Genomic DNA, 19,269 nt, shown 5'->3' with positions numbered 1-19,269 from the left:
CTATAGCCTAAGCCACATAAATCGAATTGATTTATGTGGGCGCTCAAACGCCGCGTAGCTTCGCTCGCACAAGCTCGCGCGGCGGCGGTCGCCGCCGTACAGCGCGGTGCCTCTTGATCGTTTTTTATGTGCGTCACACTGTAATGCGGGCACGACACTAATACAGGCGCGATATGGATTTGAAGCCAAAAAAAATCAGGATCGGCACGCGCGGCAGCCGCCTTGCCCTGACCCAGACCGAAATGATCGGCGCCGCGTTGCGCGCCGCGCATCCGGGGATCGAGATTGAAACCATCGTCATCAAGACCGATGGCGACTGGCGCCCGCAACAAGGCGAGGTACGGCTTTCCGAAACCGCCGGGGGCAAGGGCCTGTATGTCCAGAACATCGAGGAATGCCTGCGCACGGGGCATGTCGATATCGGGGTGCACAGCCTGAAGGACGTGCCGACGCCGGTCACGCGCGGATTCGCGCTTGACCATTTCCTGCCGCGCGGCGATGCGCGCGACGCGTTTATTTCGCCAAAGGCCGAAACGCTTGACGCCCTGCCCGCCGGCGCGATCGTCGGCACCAGCAGCGTGCGGCGGCAATCGGTCATTCTGCACCGGCGTCCGGACCTTAAGGTCGTGACGTTCCGGGGCAATGTCGACACGCGTCTTGAGAAACTGCGCGCGGGTCAGGTGGACGCGATCATTCTGGCCGCGATCGGCCTCAAGCGGTTGGGGCATGAAAGCGCGATCACCTCTTACATCGAACCCGAAATCATGCTGCCCGCCGGCGGACAAGGCAGCGTGGTCGTGGAAACGCGGCAGGACGATGCGCAGATCCGCGCCCTGCTGGACCCGATCGGCCACCCGGAAACCCGGCTGATGACCGAGGCGGAGCGCGAATTGCTGGCCGTGCTGGAAGGGTCGTGCGCCACCCCGATCGGCAGTTATGCCGTGTTTTCGCAGCCCGGCACGATGCGTTTGCGCGGCTTTGTTGCGACACTCGACGGCACCGAGATGTATCATGTCGATGAACACGCATCCGTGGCCACCGTCGCGGAGGCACAGGCGCTGGGCCGCCATGCCGGACAGGCGTTGCGCGCGCTGGTGCCGGATGCGATATACCGGGCGCTGGTAGCGTAGCGCCGTATTGAAGGCCGGCGGTTTTACGTTTCCGCCGCGCCGGTTTATAACCAAACACATGAGCAAACCCGTCATCGTCATCACCCGTACACGGCCCGGCGCGGATGCGTTGGCGGTTCGCGTCGCGGCCATGGGGTATGAGCCGCTGGTCGAACCGATGCTGGCCGTGTATGCAACCGGCGACGTGCCACCGCCGGACGCCGCGCAATACGATGGGGTGGTCATCACGTCCGCGCATGCGCTTGCACATATGCCCGATGTCACACCCCTTCTGGACAAGCCGCTTTACGCGGTCGGGCGGCAGGCCGGGGCGGTAGCGCGACAAGCCGGGTGGAAGGACGTGCATGAAGGCGGCGGGGATGTGGCGCATCTGGCCACGTATCTGCGCCGCCGGAAGGACATCACGCGCACGACAAAATTGTTGCATGTATGCGGGCGCGAACTTGCCCGCGGCACGCGCGCGGCATTTGACCGCGTTCCAGCCATGGTCACGCCATTGGTGGTGTACGAAACACGGATGGCGACGGGATTTTCGCAGGCTTTGCGCACGGCACTGGCGGGCGGCCGAATCGCGGCCATAACCCTGCATTCCCCGCGCGGCGCCACGGCTTTTACCAGAAACGTACAAGCGTACGAAAACCTGTCGGCATGGGCTGGAATCAAACTCTTGTGTCTGGCGGAGAGCGTGCTAGAGTCCCTTGGATCGACGGGTGGATTTGAAGCGTACACCGCCGCAAGCCCTGACGAGGACGCGCTGCTTGCATTGCTGCGCGACGTGAATTCAGCCGGCCGCGTGCAAAGACCGGAGTGAGGGAGAGAAAAATGAGCGAAGCAATCCAACAGGACGACGTGATCCCGAACGGTGAAGCGATCGTCGAACGTTTTGGCGGCATCCGCCCGATGGCATCGAAGCTGAACGTGCCCGTAACCACGGTGCAGGGGTGGAAAAAGCGCGACGCCATTCCCGCGATACGACGCGACGAAATTCTTTCCGCCGCCGCGCAATTCCAGATCGACCTGAAGGGTCTGATGCCCGAAAGCGCGAACCAGAACCAGCGCGGCAACATTCCCGAAGACCCGGCGCTGCGCGCCGCGCCGCGCCCCGCAGCGGCGGACTCCGCTTCGACGCCGGCTTCTTCCGCTTCCCTTCCGCCGCGCACCGAGGCACAAGTCAAACCAACGACAGCAAAGCCATCCGCCAGCGCATCCGTTCATGCATCCGCTTCTGCCGGGTACGGGCCGGACGCGCTGCGCCAGATCCGGCGCACCGCGCGGCGCACCAGTTTTCTGACCACGCTTGGATTGATGATCGTGATCGGCGGCGCTGGATTCGTTTTGTTCGGCGGGCCGCGCCCAGCGCCCGATATGGGCGCGATCGAGGCGCGCATGGCGCAGATGGCGCAGCAAAGCAATCGGGCACCCGCCACACCTACCCAAAATTCCGGCCTTGTCCAACAGGTCGACAATCTGACCACCGTGATCGGTACAACGGCGCAAGGTCTTGCCGAAATGGCGCGCGGGGTCACCGACGGCAACAGCCCGATCCTGCAACGTCTGGCAGTGATTGAACAACGTCTGACGCAAAGCGGCAGCGCCCTGCCCCCGCAATTGTCAACGATGGCAGGCCAGATGGAATCGATGGCGCATTCGGCGCAAAATTCCGGCGACTGGCAAAATGCGATTACGGAGTTGCGCAATCTGGTCACTACGATGCAGGGCCAGACCCAGAACCTGAGCGCCGCGCTGGAGCAGGCAAAGAGTGAAAACGGCGCATTGGGTCGCCAGTTGCAAGACGTGTCGGCGCAAGACCTTGGCGCGGCAGCGATGCTTCTGGTGCTGAGCGAGCTGCGTGAATCGATCAATCGTGAAACGCCCTTCGCCGAGGACCTGAATCTGCTGCGGCAGGTGGCACAGGGCACGGACCCGGAACTGACCGCGTCGATCGACAAGCTTGCGCCCTATGCCGAAAGCGGGGTTCTGTCGTCCGCCGGGCTTAAACGCGCGCTGATGGATTCGGCGAACGACATCGTCACCGCCAAGCTGAAGGGCGAGGACGTGTCGATGAAGGAAAAAATCATGGGACGGATCGAGGGCCTGTTCACGATCCAGAAAAACGGCGAGGCGGTGGCCGGCGGTTCGGCCGAGCACGCAATCATCCAGCGCGCGAGCGCGCAGCTTGACGCCGGCGACGTCGCGGGTGCGATGGCGACCCTGCAGACGCTGGACGGCGCGGCCCGCACCGCCGCGCAGCCTTGGGAAACCAAGGCCGCCGCAACGCTGGCGGCGCAATCGCTGGACACGCAACTGGTGCAGGCGATCACCAACCGCATCCGCACAGGGCTTTCGCAACTTTCAGGCAGCGGCGCGGGGCCGATCGATTTGAACCGTAACACGATCACGCCGACAACGATGCCTGAAAGCGCAACGCAGGTTGCGCCGGAGATTGCACCATCGGTTACGCCGCCGGTTACGCCATTGGCAGCACCCGATACGGTAGAACCGCAGGCGGGCGACGCCAGTTCCGCGCCGGCACCCACCATTACCATCCAGCAATAGGAAAGGACGGCCGCAATGTTCAGGACAATTTGGACATTGGGGTGGATCGCCGCGTTAGGCGCGGGGGGCATCTGGCTTGCGTTGCAACCCGGTCGCACTTCGTTGCAATGGATGGGATACGACATCGAGATCCAGACCGGGCTTCTGATCTTCGGCGTTGTTTTGTTCGCGATCGTATTTGCGTGGATCTATCGCCTGTGGCTCGCGCTCAAGGCCACGCCGGGCATTATTTCCCGCAAGCTGGAGGCACGTTCGCAGGATCAGGCGCTGCAGGCCGTCAGCTACGGGCTTTCGGCAATCGCAGCCGGTGATGCCGCGCAGGCCGAAAAACAGGCTGGGCGCGCGCGCAAACTGATACGCAACGATCACGGCCTAGTGCCACTTCTGGCAGGCATGACCGCGCGGCTGAAAGGCGATCCGGTCGCGGCAGAAACCGCATTTCGCGAACTTTTAAATACCAGAGAAACCGCATTCATCGGCGTGCGCGGATTGCTACAGATCGCGCTCGACCGGCATCAGCCGGATCAGGCGCTGGTGCTGGCACGGCAGGCGGTGCGGATGCATCCGCGGCAGGGCTGGATCCTGCGCACGCTGTATACGCTGGAGCTGCGGCAGCGCAACTGGAACGAGGCGCAGGACATTCTGGCGCGCATGGGCAAGGTCAAGGCGGTCGACGCCGCGCAGGGTCGTGCCGACCGCGCCGCGATGATTCTGGCGCGCGCGATGGAGGCGCAGACGCGCGGACAGGCGGACCAATCCTATCTGCTGGCGCGCGAGGCATACGACGTCGCGCCGAATTTCCTGCCTGCCGCGCTGTTCTACATTCCGTTCCTGATCCGCCGCAACGAACGTAAAGGGGCCTTGCGCGTCATCGAAAAAAGCTGGAAGGCGCAGCCGCACCCCGATCTTAAAGCGGCGTGGGTCAAACTTGCACCGGAGGGTAGCGCCACGCCGGACAAAGCTTATCAGTGGCTTGAAAAACTCGCCGCTGCCAGCCCGGCGCATGAAGATTCACACCTGATGCTGGCGGAATCGGCGCTGGCGCAAAGCCTGACCGGCGAGGCGCGCAGCCATATCGACGCCGCGCAACTGGTCCGCCGTAGTGCGAAATCCTGCCGCCTGATGGCGCAACTTGAGGAAAAGACAGGCCATGCACACGCCGCCGCGCTGTGCCTGGAACAATCAACCTCCGCTGCTCCGGACCGGGTGTGGGTATGCCGTGAAACGGGCCGCATCTATCCCGCATGGATGCCGTTTGCGCCGCCGCAAAATTCGTTCAACTCCATCGTCTGGGACGACCCGGCGCAGGTGCGGCGCATGCCCACGGCGCTTTCCGCTTTGCCGGATTCGGGCGACGCACTGCAATTGATCGAAAGCCACGCAGCGTAAAATTCAGGCCGTAAAGTTTGAGGCCATGACCGGAACGCGACTTGCCATGCCAGCCATGCGGCCGGATACCTGTCGGCGTTCATAGCGCTGCGCCAATCGCTCCATTCGCGTGAACACGTCTCCGAAGGCACCCATATTGTCGCTGGTCGTCAGGTAATGGGCCAGCGAGGCCGTGGCCGTATCGATATCGGTATAATCGATTTCGGGCTGGTAATAGAAACCGTTGTCATATGCCTCGGTCCCCTTCTCGCCGTAATAGATTTTAATATTACGGCTATGGGGTGAAAACATCAGGATCAGGATGCGGTCATGCAGGCTTTTTTCGCCGCCAAAATCATTAAGCACCAGGCAATCCCATACGACCCCGCGATGATCCTTTTCCGTAGCGGTATAAAAAGAGATTTCAGCGCTGTCCGGTCCTGCCAAAGCAGGGCGCAAGATGCGTTCGCCGTTATGCAGCGGGTAGGGAGAGGGTTGAGAAAAGGCTTCGATCAGCGCGAGCATGCGCGGGCGGATATCTCGCGCAGAAATCGCGCCGGCATCCATGTCCCCGTTCCTAGACACGCCGTCACAGGATGCGGCGCGGCGAAAAAGAGCGGCAAATCTGGATACATCCCCCGGATCCGGGGGGACGGACATGGATGTCATGGAAAAAGGGTACGGGCGCGGGCGGCACGCGACAACTTTATTTTGTATTTTATGCTGCGCTGCGGCCAATCGGGCCGCTGGCGCGCCCGTGGATAAACTGATCGACGTAAGGATTGCCGGAATTGTCCAGATCGGCGACCGGCCCGGTCCAGATGATGCGGCCGTCATAAATCATTGCGACATGGTCCGCGATCTTGCGCGCCGAAGCCATGTCATGGGTGATGGTCAGCGCCGTCGCGCCCAGATCGCGTACGCACTGGACGATCAGTTCGTTGATGACGTCGGCCATGATCGGGTCGAGGCCGGTGGTCGGTTCGTCGAAAAAGATGATCTCGGGATTGGCCGCGATAGCGCGGGCGAGGCTCACGCGTTTTTGCATCCCGCCCGAAAGCTCGGCCGGGAAAAGATCGGCGACCTTGTCACCCAACCCCACGCTTTTGAGCTTTTCAAGCGCGATCGGGCGTGCCTGTTCGCGCGGCATCTTTTTCCCGTAGATCAGGCCGAAGGCCACGTTTTCCCATACAGGCAGGGAATCGAACAGCGCGCCGCCCTGAAACAGCATTCCGAATTTGCGCATGAACGCGTCGCGCTTGCGTCCGCGTGCGCGGTCGATGCGATCGCCGTCGATCAGAATTTCGCCGCCATCCGGGTGAATCAACCCCAGCACGCATTTAAGCATCACCGACTTACCAGTGCCGGAGCCGCCGATGATCACCATCGATGAGCCCTTGGGCACGTTCAGATCGATGCCTCTGAGCACCTGTTTGGGCCCGAAAGCCTTGCGGACATCGCGCAGGACGAGCTTGTCGGTCATGAGAAGAACACCTGCGTAAGCAGATAGTTGAAGATCAAAATCAGGATCGAGGCCGAAACGACCGCGTTGGTGGTCGCCGCGCCCACACCCTGCGCCCCGCGATCCGAATTATAGCCGTTGTAGCAGCCCATCAGGGTGACGATGAAACCGAAGACCGCCGCCTTGACCAGGCCGGAGCCGACGTCGATGGGTTCAAGAAACTGCGCGGTCTGGTCGATATAATGATAGGCGTTGAAGCCAAGGCGGAACACCGCGACCACGAAGCCGCCGAAAATACCGATGACATCGCCGATCAACACCAGAACCGGCATGATCAGCGTACCCGCAAGGATACGCGGCGCGACCAGATATTTGAACGGGTTGACCGAAAGCGTGGTCAGGGCGTCGATCTGTTCGGTCACGCGCATCGTGCCGATCTCGGCCGCGATCGAGGCGCCGATACGGCCCGCGACCATCAGCCCGGCCAACACCGGGGCCAGTTCGCGGGTGATGGACAGGGCGACAACGTTGGCGATCGCACCCTCGGCATTAAAACGCGCGAAGCCGGTATAGGATTGCAGCGCCAGCACCATGCCTGAAAACAACGTGGTCAACCCAACCACGGCCAGCGAGTAATAACCGATATCGACGAACTGACGGCCGATCTGGCGGCCGAACCACGGCGGCAGCAGCATGTGCAGGAATGCCTGAAGCGCAAATTCCGTCAGCCGTCCTACGGACGCAAAGAAATGCATCACCGAATGGCCCACGGTTTCGCATAAATCGAGTACCGGGCGACCAAGGCCGGAAAGGATGACGAGGTCCGTCTTGCGCAGTTCCATGGCGCGCATTACGCACGTTTAATGCAATGATGTAAAGGGGTTGGGATGGTCAGGGTCCGCGCGCCGGCGGATCAGGCGTGACCGGCGGCGCCAGACAGCAGGCCAGGGTCGATGCCCAGCTTGCGCAGCGCCTTTTCCCATTTCCGGGCGGCAGGCGTGCGGAACACCAGTTCCGGGTCGGCGTCCACCACCAGCCATGCATTGGCGGCGATTTCCTGTTCGAGCTGGCCCGCGCTCCAGCCCGCGTAGCCAAGCGCGAATAATTTGTCGGACGGACCGGCGCCGGAAACAATTTCGCGCAGCGCCTCAATCGTGCCGGTGACGGCAAAATCGCGGTCGATACGGATCGATTCACTTTTCATCACGTCAGAGGAATGGAGCAAAAGCCCCCGCGCGGTTTCCACCGGGCCGCCCTGAAGAACCGGAAAATCCTCGAACGCCTCGCCCGTGGGCAGGGAAAGCTGGGCCAGCAGCAGGGAAAGCGGGACATGCGACATTTCGTTGTTGATCACGATGCCCATCGCCCCGGCCGCGTCGTGCGCGCATACAAAAATCACCGCCCGTTCAAAGCGCGGATCGCCCATCGCGGGCATGGCCAGAAGCAGTTTTCCGGCCAGAAACGTCCGCGCCGGTTTGGCATCGGCGGGTGTGCCGGAAGACGGGAGGATGGGTTGCATCTTTCCAGTGTCGCACGTCCGCAAGACGCGATTCAAGCAAAGCCGGTGTTTTTTTCGATAAAGCCACGCACCGCGTCAGAATCTGCGGGCAGGACCGTGAATCGCTCGCGCCGGTCCAGCAAATCCGCCATTGCGTGCGGCAAAGCGGGGCGGATTCCCGTCGCGCGTTCGACCGCATCCGGAAATTTGGCCGGATGGGCGCAGGCCAGCGCGACGCACGGTCCTTCCAGTTCGTTTTTCAGCCCATTCCATGCATGAAAGGCGGTGGCGGTGTGCGGGTCGATCAGATAGTCATAATCGCGTTTCGCCGCGGTAATGGCGGCCAAGGTTTGCGCATCGTCGCAACGCATACCGGCAAAGTTTTCGCGCAGAATTTCGCAAGCGTGATCGGGCAATGCCAGCACGCCTGCGCGCGTAAAATCGCCCATCGCCAGCGCACTCGCCGCCGGGTCACGGTCGAGAAGGTCGAATATCAGGCGTTCGAAATTGCTGGAAATCTGGATGTCCATGCTGGGTGAAAGCGAGGGTTCGACCGGGCGGCGCTCCATCCGGCCCGTTTCGATCACGCGCGGCAGGATGTCGTTGCGGTTGGAGGCGACGACCAGCCGGGCAATCGGCGCGCCCATTTTTTTGGCGGCGTACGCGGCATAGATATTACCGAAATTTCCGGTCGGGACGATGACGTTGACCGGCCGGGCATGGGCGTACGCGGCATGTACGTAATAAACGATCTGGGCCGCGATGCGCGCCCAGTTGATCGAATTGACCGCCGAAAGATTCCGCCGCGCGCGAAATCCCGCATCGGCGAACAGCGTCTTGACGATGGCCTGGCAATCGTCGAAATCGCCTTCAATCGCGATCGCATGGACGTTGGGCGCGTCGACGGTCGTCATCTGTCGGCGCTGAACCTCGGAAGGGCGATTATGGGGATAGAGAATGAAAATCTCGGCGCCCGCCGCGTGGCGGCAACCTTCGATCGCGGCGGAACCGGTATCGCCGGACGTTGCACCCAGAATCGTGATTTTTTTGCCCGTGGTCGCAAGGTTGTGACCGAACAGGCGGCCAAGAAGCTGCAACGCCACGTCCTTGAAAGCGAGGGTCGGACCGTGAAAGAGTTCAAGCACCGAAAGCCGGTCGTCAAGGCGGCGCAGCGGCGCGACCAAGGGTGTCGAAAACCCGTCTGTACGTGGCGTGTATGTATCTTCCAGCAAGGTCAGAAGGGTGGGCTGGTTCAAATCGGGCGCGCAAAAAGGCGCAAGGACGCTGAAGGCGGTTTCGATGTATCCGGCGCCTTGCGCGGGCCGTGTCAGCGCGGGCCAGGTTTCCGGTACGTACAGGCCGCCATCCGGCGCGAGGCCGCGCATCAGGACATCGGAAAAGCCAATCGGCGCCGCGTCGGAGCGGGTGGAACAATAGCGCATGCCGCCCAGAATAGGACATTCGCGGCCCATGTCCATGGAAATGCCGCGCTCCGCGCCCTGATGACTCGCCATTACGCGGCGGGCCAAAGCCCAACGCGGCAATCCATGTTGAAGGAGGTATTAACCACGAAGATCACGAAGCGCATTACGGCATCGCCCGGTTTGACCGGGCGATGGATATTCGATTATGCGCGATCAGATCTTGCCGACCATCTTGAGGCTGGGTTTCAGGGTGTCGCCACCCGGCTGCCAGCTGGCGGGGCAGACCTCGCCGCCATGCTCGGCCACGAATTGCGCGGCCTGAACCTTGCGGATCAGTTCTGCGGCCGAACGGCCGATGCCAAGATCGTGCACCTCGGCGGTCTTGATCACGCCTTCGGGGTTGATCACGAAGGTGCCGCGCAGGGCAAGGCCCTCTTCCTCGATCATCACGCCGAAATTGCGGCAGATCGTACCCGTCGGGTCGCCGACCATAGGAAAGTCGATCTTCTTGATGGTGTCCGAGGTGTCGTGCCAGGCCTTGTGGCAGAAATGCGTGTCGGTGGACACGGAATAGACCTCGACCCCCAGTTGTTTGAAGGTGTCGTAATGCGCGGCGACGTCGCCCAGTTCGGTCGGGCAGACAAAGGTGAAATCGGCGGGGTAGAACATCACCACCGACCATTTGCCGCGCAGATCGGCGTCGGTCACCGTCTTGAATTCGCCGTTATGATAGGCGGTGGCCTTGAACGGCTTCACGCTCGTGTTGACGATGCTGATCGGGGCGGGCTGGGGCATATTGGCGTTTGCGGCTTGCATGGCGCGGCTTCCTTTGTTTTTCGTTGGGTTTCGGGGTCAAACTAACGGATGCCGTGGTGCGGCGCAATAGAAACGGCACCTCACTCCCACTCGATCGTGCCGGGGGGTTTGGAGGTGACGTCGTAGACGACGCGGTTGATGCCGCGGACCTCGTTGATGATGCGGGTGGCGGCGCGGGTCAGGAAATCGTGGGTGAAGGGGTAGGATTCCGCCGTCATACCGTCGGTGCTTGTCACCGCGCGCAGAGCGCAGACGTAATCATACGAGCGTTCGTCGCCCATCACGCCCACGGTCCTGACCGGCAGAAGCACCGCAAAGGCCTGCCAGATTTCGTCGTACAGGCCCGCCTTGCGGATTTCGTCAAGGTACACCACATCGGCCTTGCGCAGGATTTCCAGTTTTTCGCCCGTGATTTCACCCGGAATACGAATGGCAAGCCCGGGGCCGGGGAACGGGTGGCGGCCCACGAAATCCGGGTGCAGGCCAAGTTCGACGCCGAGCGCGCGGACCTCGTCCTTGAACAATTCGCGCAACGGTTCGACCAGTTTCAAATCCATGCGTTCGGGCAGACCGCCCACGTTGTGGTGCGACTTGATGGTTACCGACGGACCGCCGGTGAAGGACACGGATTCGATGACGTCGGGATAAAGTGTGCCTTGCGCCAAAAATTTTGCGCCGCCGACGCGTTTCGCGCAATCGTCGAACACGTCGATGAACAGTTTGCCGATGGTCTTGCGTTTGACTTCGGGATCGCTGACGCCGTCGAGGTGTCTCAAAAACAGGGCGCGCGCATCCTCGTGAATCAGGGGGATGTTGTAATGGTCGCGGAAGAGTTTCACCACCTGTTCGGATTCGCCCGCGCGCATCAGGCCGGTATCGACGTAGATGCAGGTCAGATTGTCGCCAATCGCTTCATGGATCAACACCGCCGCCACGGAAGAATCGACCCCGCCGGAAAGCCCGCATATGACTTTCGCGTCGCCCACCTGCGCGCGGATGCGGGCCACTTCCTCGGCCCTAAAGGACGCCATCGTCCAGTCGCCCGCGCAGCCGCAGATTTTATGGGTGAAATTGGAAAGGAGCTTCGCGCCGTCCGGGGTGTGCACCACTTCGGGGTGGAACTGGACCGCGTAGATTTTGCGCGATTCATTCGCGATGGCGGCGCAGGGCGCGTTTGCCGAGGTCGCGACCACACCGAACCCGTCGGGCAGCGCGGTCACCCGGTCGCCATGCGACATCCAGACCTGATATTCCCGGCCCTGTTCCCAGACCCCGTCATACAGCGCGCATTGTTTGTCGATACGCAGCATCGCCTTGCCGAATTCGCGGTGGTGGCCGGATTCGACCTTGCCGCCCAATTGTTCGCACATGGTCTGCTGGCCATAGCAGATGCCCAGCACCGGCACGCCCAGATCGAAGACGGTTTGCGGCGCGCGCGGCGACCCTTCATCCCGCACCGAGCAAGGCGAGCCGGAAAGCACCACGCCGCGCGGGGCAAAGGCGCGGATGCGCGCGTCGTCTGCATGGTTGAAGGGCCAGATTTCGCAATAAACCCCGGATTCGCGGATGCGCCTTGCGATCAGTTGGGTGACCTGAGAGCCGAAATCGAGAATAAGGATATGATCGTGGGAAGCCATGATCAGGACTTAAAGCGTTACAAGAGGGCTGTAAAGCACGCGGCTTTGGGCAAAATTGACACGGGCGCGCAGCCCGGTTATTTTTTCATAAAATAGACAGGGGTATTATGCACAGCGATCTGGAATGGCTTAAGACTTTTTGCGTCGATGTATTCGTGCGCGGCGATGTCGCGCGCCTGAGCGAGGATGCGCGCGCGGAATTCGACCAAAGACTGGCGCGGATCGTGGGCAGCCCCGTTTCGGGTTGGCAACGCCGGGTCGTGTTCGAGCTGCCGCTGCGGCCCAAAAGGCGCATGCAGAACTTAAAGCGTTTCGTGGCCAGCCAGAGCAGCGCGCAAAAAAGCCTGACCCAGCATATGCGCATACAAATCAAACTGGCGCGCGCCGCGTTGATGCGGTCCTCGGATGACACAACGCGTCTGCGCAAGCGGCTGTATGGACGTCTGCAGGTGATGCGGATGCACGGCAAGAATATGTCGGCCACGGTTTTTTCCGACACCGCGGACGCCATGCATGGCGATTTCGCAGCGTTGCGCAGGCTGTCGCCCTATGCGGCGTTTCGGCTTGTCCGCGCCGGTCTTTTTACGAACTATTTTTCCTTATCCCGGTCCGAGCGTGAAGCCTTGCAGGCCGAAAGCCTTGCGGATCCCGCAATGGACCTTCACCAGCGCGCCGGGTTGCGATTGTCCCTCCTCAAGGATGGCAGCGTACGAGAGGCGGAAATGCAAGGATTTTTGGACGCATTCGTTGACGATGTGCATGTGCTGGCTGCCGATAAATCGCCCGATCAAAAAACGCAGGATTTCTTTGTTTCTTTTTTCAAATACACGCTTATGGGCGGCGTCCAGACCCGCGAACTGGCCTCGGTATTGCTGCCGGTCACACTGACGATCTGGGACAAACTTGATCCCAACGCCGCGGAGAACGCCGTCGCACACATGACCGACCGGAGCGCCTTTCAGGTGACGGCGGCGCTCCCGGTTCTCGACAGGCTGATCGGCATGATCGCGCCCGATGCACGGGCCCACCATATCGCAAGCCAGACCATTTCGCGACTGATATCGCCCAAGAGCGCATTTCGTCCGGGTGAAGCTTCGTCGCTCTCGGATACAGCCAACAAAGCCGCCAGCCCATATGACGGCCTTTTGCAAAAATGCGTCGATCTGTTTGCCGCCAGCGTCGCGGTATTGTCGAAAGACCCGGAACGGGCCGAAGTTTTTCTGTGTGCCATCGGCGACCCCGCGTGCTGGGTACAGGAATACCCGCCGATCAAGGCGATGCTGCCGGTTGGCGATCTGGCCGCTCTTCTGGATGAGGATTTCATCAAGCGCACCGCATCCACGGTCACGGACGATTACAGCGCCATCAAGGGGATTGCCGAAATTTACGGGATCGATTTGTACGCTCAAAACCCCGGGGAACCGGATTTATATGACGGCAAAAATGCCGAACCCGTAATTCGGGCCGTAACCGGAAAGATCAGGGCACAACTGGCCGATTTGCCGACCGAACCGGACCAACCCTTAGGCGTGGGCATGCATCCGGTTTTCCGTTAGGTCGTCGAGGAAATCTGAAGCCCGTAGGCGCGGGCGATTTCGGCAAGGCCGCCAAGCGCAGGCTCACAAAGCGGGTGGATGTGCCATTGCACGCCCTCACGGTAAAGTTCGGCGATTTTGACCGCCGTCGCATCGGGCACGCGCGTGCCGGGAATGACGATGCGGTGCAGTTCCGCCCCGGAATCTGCGTTTTCGACGCGTGCGGTCAGGGCCTTGATCTGGCTGAAACTTTGGTCGCGGTCATTGCCCTGATAGATCGCGGCGACGAAGACGATGCGCCAGACGTCGAAGGACAGGTTGGTCAGGTCGACCATCACCGCCTCGTTATCCCCGCCGCCATCCACCGGCCCCTCGATGTCGGGCCGGTTGTCGCCCAAATGCTTCACCGCCAGCTCCGCGCCTTGCATGTTGTTGTAGAAGATAAAATCCTCGTCCTCGCGGGTGATGCCGTCGCGGCCAAGCAGAAAGCAGCATAGATCGACATCCGGCTTTTCGGTGTCGATGGCCGGAAATTCCCAGCCGCAGCCGAAAATCAGCTTTTTAAGACCGGCATCCATGGCCGAGAGGTTGATATCGTCGAGGTTGTCTTTTCTGTCGGTCATTATCGTCTTGTCTTCCCGCCGCGAGGGCTTAGAATCAGGTCGTTTTCACGACTTTAGCACAGGGATTCGGGGCACAACAATGAGCGATATGGCATGAGCGACCTTAGCCTTTCCGACACGTTGTTCTTTACCCGCACCGGCCTTGATCCGGAGTTGGCCGCACGCACGGTGCGCAGTGCTCTTGAAGGGTGCGAGGACGGCGAGCTTTTTTTGGAATACGACGCCTCGGAATTCCTGAGCCGGGACGACGGCGTTTTGAAATCCGCGTCGTTCGACGTACATGCGGGGTTTGGTTTGCGCGCGGTCGTGGGCGAGCTGACCGCGTACGCCCATGCGGGCGAGATCAGCGAAGGCGCGCTTAAACGCGCGGCGGAAACCGTGCGCGCGGTCGCGGGCGGCCATGCGGGGACCATGGCGCTGGCTCCGGCATCGACCAACCGGCATTTGTACGCCGATGCAAACCCGCTTGAATCCCTGCCATTCGAGCGCAAGGTCGCGCTGCTTTCCGAGGTCGAGGATTACGCGCGTCGGGCCGACCCGCGCGTCAAGCAGGTGAGCGTCACGTTATCGGGGCAGTGGCAGGTGGTGCAGATTTTGCGCGCGGACGGTACGCGCATCGCCGACACCCGTCCGCTGGTGCGCATGGATGTCAGTGTCACGCTGGATGACGGCGGGCGGATCGAAAGCGGGCACGAAGGATGGGGCGGGCGCGCGGATTACGCGCTGTTCACCGACCCGAAACGCTGGCAAGGCGCTGTGGACGAGGCGGTGCGGCTGGCGCGCGTAGCGCTGGAGGCGCGGCCCGCGCCCGCCGGTGAAATGGACGTGGTGCTGGGGCCAGGATGGCCGGGGATCATGCTGCACGAGGCGGTGGGCCACGGGCTGGAAGGCGATTTCCACCGCAAGGGCACTTCGGTGTTCGGCGGCATGATCGGCCAGCGCGTCGCCAGCGAACACGTCACCGTGGTTGACGACGGCACCATCGAGGGGCGGCGCGGATCGATCACCATCGACGACGAAGGCACGCCCAGCCAGCGCAACGTATTGATCGAAAACGGCGTGCTGACAGGCCTGATGCAGGACCGGCTGAACGCGCGGCTGACGGGCATGAAACCCACCGGCAACGGACGGCGGGAATCATACGCGCACAAACCGATGCCGCGCATGACCAACACGTTCATGTTGGCCGGACCGCACGACCCACAGGCAATTATCGCCTCGGTCAAGCGCGGCATATACGCACCGCATTTCGGCGGCGGACAGGTGGACATCACTTCGGGGCAGTTCGTGTTCGCGGCCAGCGAGGCGTATCTGATCGAGGACGGGCGAATTACCGCGCCTGTCAAGGGCGCGACGCTGATCGGCAAGGGGGCGGACGCGCTCAAGCGCGTGCGGATGGTGGGCAACGACATGGCGCTCGACCATGGCATCGGTACCTGCGGCAAGGACGGTCAGGGCGTGCCGGTCGGCGTAGGCCAGCCAACGGTCTTGATGGACGGGCTTACGGTGGGCGGCACCGACGCGTGATCTCACAGTCATCCAGGCCGGAATGAAACAAGGATAGACAAAAAAGGGGAGAAAAAATGGTTACAGGTTTGTATGCGGGGATACTGGCGCTGGTTTACGCGGTGTTGAGCTTTCAGGTGGTGCGGGCGCGCATCCGTCTGGGCGTGTCATTCGGCGATAATGGCGACACGGCATTGATACGTACGGTACGTACGCATGGGAATTTCGCGGAATACGCGCCGTTTACCCTGTTGCTGATGGGGTTATATGAATTACAGGCGGGCAGCCTGTATGTGCTGCATGGCGTCGGGGTCATCCTGCTGGCCGGACGGTTTTTGCACATACTCGGCCTCAAGCGCGACATCATGCCCGCGCGCGCCATCGGCACTGTATTGACGCTGGGGCTGATGGCGGGTCTGGGTATCGCGTTGATCCTTGATGGCACGACATTCATGACGCCAGCCGGGTAAGCATCGCCGCGACCGCCGTTTCCGCGCGCAGCACGTTGGGGCCGAGCGTGACCGGCACGATGCCCGGGCGTTCCAGCAACATCGCGCGTTCGCCCTGCGTCCAGCCGCCGACCGGCCCCACCAGCGCGGCCGCGTCCCCTGCGGGCACCAGCATGTCGCGCAGGGGTTTGAGGTCGCAACGCTCCACCCCGGCAAAAAGCGGGCAGTCAAGCCCCGCCAACGCGCGGTCCAGCGGGGCAAGCGCGTGCAGCACCGGCAGGTCCATGCGCTCGCATTGCTGGGCAGCGTCACGGATATGGGCGGCTAGTTTGTCGGATTTCAGTTCCCGCACTTCGGTCCGTTCGGTCAGCACGGGGTGAAGATCGGTGGCGTCGAGCTGCACCGCGCAATCGATCAATGCGTCCATACGGTCCTTTTTCAACGGCGCGAAAAACAGGCGCAGGCGGCGGGTGCGCGGTACGAAGGACCGCAAGCCGGTTTCGATGCGCGCGACCACGTCGCGTTTGCCGGCGCAGACAAGCGCGGCCAGAAATTCGCCATTCCGTCCGTTGAACAGGCGAATGCGGTCGCCGTCACCCCGGCGCAGCACCACGCGCAGGTGGTGCGCATGATCGGCATCGAGCGTCAGATCCGCACCTGCCGCCAGCGGCGCATCCACATAAACGCGCGGGTATTTATAAAGATCGTCCATAGTTTCTGCCTGCCTTGTGCGCCGCGGGCGCATCGATCAAACCGAAAAGAACCCGACCCAAGGCAAAGTCATGCGCCGGGTCCAACCCATCCATCAAATTCCATGCCGCAGAAAGCGCGGATTGCGCCGCCGCAAACGCCAGAATCCGGCCTGAATCCAGCCCCAGCGCCTGCGCGCATTGTGCCACCATTGCACACGCCCGCGCAGGATCATCGGTCAGATGCGGCATACCGTGCGGATTGCCGAACAGGGCTGCCAGTTCGTAATGCGGGTCGCCCAGAATCCCCTTTGGGTCGATCGCGCACCAACCGCGCGGACCATGCAGGATATTGAGGTGATGCAAGTCGCCGTGCAGCGAACGTATTTCGGACTGAGAATTCAAAAGCGTTTCCGCAAGCTGTGCGCCACGGCTGAAAAACGATGTGTCGTCACGACGATCAAACAGGGCGCGAAAGCGTTCGCGCAGGGTTGGAAGACCCACAGGCACGGATTTGTTTTTCGGTCCGTGCAGTTTTTTCACGACATCGACGACAATGGCGGTGGCCCCCGCATCGTCACCCGCCGCAACCATCGGCACCAGCGTGGCGCCGCCGAGATATTCCAGCAGATGCGCGCCGTCATCATGGGCCAGAAGATTCACAGCCCCATCGCCATCAATGTAATCGAGCCACGGGGCGCCCGCCGCCTCGTCCGCGCGGCCCAGTTCGGTCAGAATCTTGAGGACCGCCGCGCCGCCGTCCGCGCGGCGCACGCGGTACAGCGCGCTGGTCGGCGTTTCGGCCAGTTGCACCGGATTGGTCAAGGACCAGCGCGATTGGTAAGCCTCCAGTTCCATGCTAGGGGTATAGCATGGGGCATACGGACATCACCAATCCGAAATGGTTCGCGCCGCTGTCGGCAAGGCTACGGGTTTATGCGCATTTGATGCGGCTGGATCGGCCGATCGGGACGTGGCTTCTGCTTTTGCCCGGATGGTGGGCGATCGCGCTGGCCCATCCGCGGCGCTGGGATCTGTTTTTTTTATTCGGTGCGGGCGCTGTCATCATGCGCGGGGCGGGGTGCGTCATCAACGATCTGTGGGACCGGGACCTCGATGCCAGCGTCGAGCGTACGCGCGGGCGGCCGCTGGTCACCGGCGCGGCCAGCCGGCGGGAGGCGTTCGCTCTGGTCGGCGTATTGTTCGCGCTGGGCGCGGCGATTCTTTTGAGTCTGAGCACGCAGGCGATCGCGCTGGGTATACTTTCACTCGCCTTCGTCGTCACCTATCCGCTGATGAAGCGGTTTACGTGGTGGCCGCAGCTTTTTCTTGGGTTTACGTTCAATTTCGGCGCACTGATCGGATGGGCGGCGGCGGCCGGGCGGCTGGAGGCTCCGGCGCTGTGGCTGTATGCCGGCGGAATCTTCTGGACGCTGGGATACGATACGATTTACGCGCATCAGGACCGCGAGGACGATGCGCTGGCCGGGATCAAATCGACCGCGCGGCTGTTCGGGAATCGCAGCAAAATATGGGTGGCGGGGTTTTACGCGGCGGCGATCGCGCTGTGGTCCATGGCCATGCCAACCCCTGTTTTCGCGCCGCTTCTGACCTTGCCCGCGCTGCATTTCGCGTGGCAGGTCTGGCGCTGGGACATGGACGACCCGGCCAGTTCCCTGCGCTTTTTCAAATCCAACCGCGATGCGGGGCTGATCTTGCTGGCAGTGTTTTGGTTGCAGGTTTTTTCTTGACAGAAAAAGCTCTTTTTTGGCTTGCTTGAGACTTAACAATAAAACAATAACAAGCAACAGGGAGTCTCACCGGAAATGAATCCGATACGCAAAATCGGCGGGCCACGCGCCATGATAGGCACAGGTGCGCAAAGTGCCGCAACCAGCGCCTTCAACCTGAAGGGTGCCAATGCACAAGAAAACAAAGCTGTGACTCTGGACATCGTGTATTTCACCCCCGCACCGGACGTGGACAGACCGCTGAAGCTGAGCGATATCTTTGCCAGCCACGGCAAACTCTTTGACCAGATGGCGGAAATCATAGAGGCCGGAGGTACGCGGATTGATGCGTCGACACTAGAGCAGGAAATGCTCAGCGTGCTGGGGGCCGTAACGCGCGAGCAGAGTGGCTGGATGACGGGGGTGCAGCGCTTTATTTTCAATACGGACGATATCGCGGAAGTACCCGACACGGAAGTAGACGACGCCAATACAAGACTCAAGAGCATGGAAAATGAATTTCTTTCCACCGAGCGGACTGGACGGCGTACAAATCTTTACGCGCACATGCTCAATCGGGTCGTACGCTTGGCCTATGGCGTACCACGGCGCGATCCAGGCATGCTGCAGGTCAATTTTATCGCAGCCCAGGCACTGGAGCGCGACCCGATGCAAATGATTAAAGTGCTGCCATTTCCGGGAACGCGGCTGTTTTTAATGAACTGGTTTCTTGAAAACCACGGCCCCATGGCGACCGCACGTGTATACCACGCGCCGAAGCTCTTCGACGAAGGGTATGCTCCTCAAAAGCGCGGTGGCTCCACTAGTTTTACGATGCAATAAGAA

The 19,269-nt window shown here is 61.5% G+C and carries 19 protein-coding genes; 9 read left to right on the top strand and 10 right to left on the bottom strand.

Annotation, left to right across the window (positions count from 1 at the left end):
• Positions 1-194: 194 nt before the first annotated feature.
• Genes hemC through H6866_05770 form a run of 4 tightly spaced genes read left to right on the top strand, consistent with a single transcriptional unit; the run spans position 195 to position 5,075 of the window.
• Positions 195-1,130, top strand: a complete 936-nt coding sequence (hemC, locus tag H6866_05785; GenBank protein USO08609.1) for a hydroxymethylbilane synthase — start codon at positions 195-197, stop codon at positions 1,128-1,130.
• Between the two features lie 58 nt (positions 1,131-1,188).
• Positions 1,189-1,941, top strand: a complete 753-nt coding sequence (locus tag H6866_05780) for a uroporphyrinogen-III synthase (protein ID USO06952.1) — start codon at positions 1,189-1,191, stop codon at positions 1,939-1,941.
• 11 nt (positions 1,942-1,952) lie between these two features.
• Positions 1,953-3,686 carry a hypothetical protein gene (locus tag H6866_05775; protein USO06951.1) on the top strand — a complete coding sequence of 578 codons (1,734 nt, stop codon included), beginning with the start codon at positions 1,953-1,955 and terminating at the stop codon, positions 3,684-3,686.
• A gap of 15 nt (positions 3,687-3,701) precedes the next feature.
• A complete protein-coding gene (locus H6866_05770) occupies positions 3,702-5,075 on the top strand; it encodes a heme biosynthesis protein HemY (GenBank protein USO06950.1) in 1,374 nt (457 codons plus the stop codon).
• Between the two features lie 3 nt (positions 5,076-5,078).
• Here the strand turns inward: H6866_05770 and H6866_05765 are convergent, their stop codons facing one another.
• The 7 genes from H6866_05765 to guaA form a co-directional block, all read right to left on the bottom strand.
• Positions 5,079-5,621: a hypothetical protein gene (locus tag H6866_05765; GenBank protein USO06949.1), complete on the bottom strand. Its 543-nt coding sequence runs from the start codon at positions 5,619-5,621 to the stop codon at positions 5,079-5,081.
• A 151-nt stretch (positions 5,622-5,772) separates the two neighbouring features.
• Positions 5,773-6,537: an ATP-binding cassette domain-containing protein gene (locus H6866_05760; protein ID USO06948.1), complete on the bottom strand. Its 765-nt coding sequence runs from the start codon at positions 6,535-6,537 to the stop codon at positions 5,773-5,775.
• Complete coding sequence (locus H6866_05755; GenBank protein USO08608.1) at positions 6,534-7,358, bottom strand: ABC transporter permease; 825 nt, start codon at positions 7,356-7,358, stop codon at positions 6,534-6,536. Before H6866_05755 ends, H6866_05760 begins: the two co-directional genes overlap by 4 nt.
• Positions 7,359-7,429: 71 nt before the next feature.
• Complete coding sequence (locus H6866_05750) at positions 7,430-8,035, bottom strand: YqgE/AlgH family protein (protein USO06947.1); 606 nt, start codon at positions 8,033-8,035, stop codon at positions 7,430-7,432.
• A gap of 32 nt (positions 8,036-8,067) precedes the next feature.
• Positions 8,068-9,456 (bottom strand): threonine synthase, encoded by a 1,389-nt coding sequence (locus H6866_05745; GenBank protein ID USO08607.1) that lies wholly within the window; start codon positions 9,454-9,456, stop codon positions 8,068-8,070.
• 195 nt (positions 9,457-9,651) lie between these two features.
• Positions 9,652-10,233 (bottom strand): peroxiredoxin, encoded by a 582-nt coding sequence (gene ahpC, locus H6866_05740; protein USO08606.1) that lies wholly within the window; start codon positions 10,231-10,233, stop codon positions 9,652-9,654.
• Between the two features lie 101 nt (positions 10,234-10,334).
• Positions 10,335-11,894: a glutamine-hydrolyzing GMP synthase gene (gene guaA / locus H6866_05735; protein ID USO08605.1), complete on the bottom strand. Its 1,560-nt coding sequence runs from the start codon at positions 11,892-11,894 to the stop codon at positions 10,335-10,337.
• A 104-nt stretch (positions 11,895-11,998) separates the two neighbouring features.
• Between guaA and H6866_05730 the strand changes: the two genes are divergently transcribed.
• The gene (locus H6866_05730; GenBank protein USO06946.1) at positions 11,999-13,447 is read left to right on the top strand and encodes a hypothetical protein; all 1,449 of its coding nucleotides are present in this window, start codon (positions 11,999-12,001) and stop codon (positions 13,445-13,447) included.
• Here H6866_05730 and H6866_05725 read toward each other — a convergent pair.
• On the bottom strand, positions 13,444-14,049 hold the full coding sequence (locus H6866_05725) for a TerD family protein (GenBank protein ID USO06945.1): 606 nt from the start codon (positions 14,047-14,049) through the stop codon (positions 13,444-13,446). The two genes, H6866_05730 and H6866_05725, sit on opposite strands and share 4 nt — an antisense overlap.
• Before the next feature lie 93 nt (positions 14,050-14,142).
• Between H6866_05725 and tldD the strand changes: the two genes are divergently transcribed.
• Together tldD and H6866_05715 are read left to right on the top strand one after the other, a co-directional pair.
• Positions 14,143-15,576, top strand: coding sequence for a metalloprotease TldD (gene tldD / locus H6866_05720; GenBank protein USO06944.1), 1,434 nt, complete (start codon positions 14,143-14,145; stop codon positions 15,574-15,576).
• A 56-nt stretch (positions 15,577-15,632) separates the two neighbouring features.
• Complete coding sequence (locus H6866_05715) at positions 15,633-16,025, top strand: MAPEG family protein (protein ID USO06943.1); 393 nt, start codon at positions 15,633-15,635, stop codon at positions 16,023-16,025.
• Here H6866_05715 and H6866_05710 read toward each other — a convergent pair.
• On the bottom strand, positions 16,006-16,716 hold the full coding sequence (locus H6866_05710) for a 16S rRNA (uracil(1498)-N(3))-methyltransferase (protein USO06942.1): 711 nt from the start codon (positions 16,714-16,716) through the stop codon (positions 16,006-16,008). The genes H6866_05715 and H6866_05710 overlap by 20 nt on opposite strands.
• The gene (locus H6866_05705) at positions 16,700-17,551 is read right to left on the bottom strand and encodes a 3'-kinase (GenBank protein USO06941.1); all 852 of its coding nucleotides are present in this window, start codon (positions 17,549-17,551) and stop codon (positions 16,700-16,702) included. Before H6866_05705 ends, H6866_05710 begins: the two co-directional genes overlap by 17 nt.
• A gap of 14 nt (positions 17,552-17,565) precedes the next feature.
• Here H6866_05705 and H6866_05700 point away from each other — a divergent pair, with 14 nt between their 5' ends.
• Both H6866_05700 and H6866_05695 read left to right on the top strand, forming a co-directional pair.
• On the top strand, positions 17,566-18,444 hold the full coding sequence (locus tag H6866_05700; protein USO06940.1) for a 4-hydroxybenzoate octaprenyltransferase: 879 nt from the start codon (positions 17,566-17,568) through the stop codon (positions 18,442-18,444).
• A gap of 75 nt (positions 18,445-18,519) precedes the next feature.
• Positions 18,520-19,266 (top strand): hypothetical protein, encoded by a 747-nt coding sequence (locus H6866_05695; GenBank protein ID USO06939.1) that lies wholly within the window; start codon positions 18,520-18,522, stop codon positions 19,264-19,266.
• Positions 19,267-19,269: the final 3 nt, after the last annotated feature.

This window comes from Rhodospirillales bacterium, from assembly GCA_023898805.1.
GTDB lineage: Bacteria > Pseudomonadota > Alphaproteobacteria > Micavibrionales > UBA1664 > UBA6145.
Note: the sequence above shows the minus strand (reverse complement) of the source record. Positions and strands in the feature narration are given on the sequence as shown.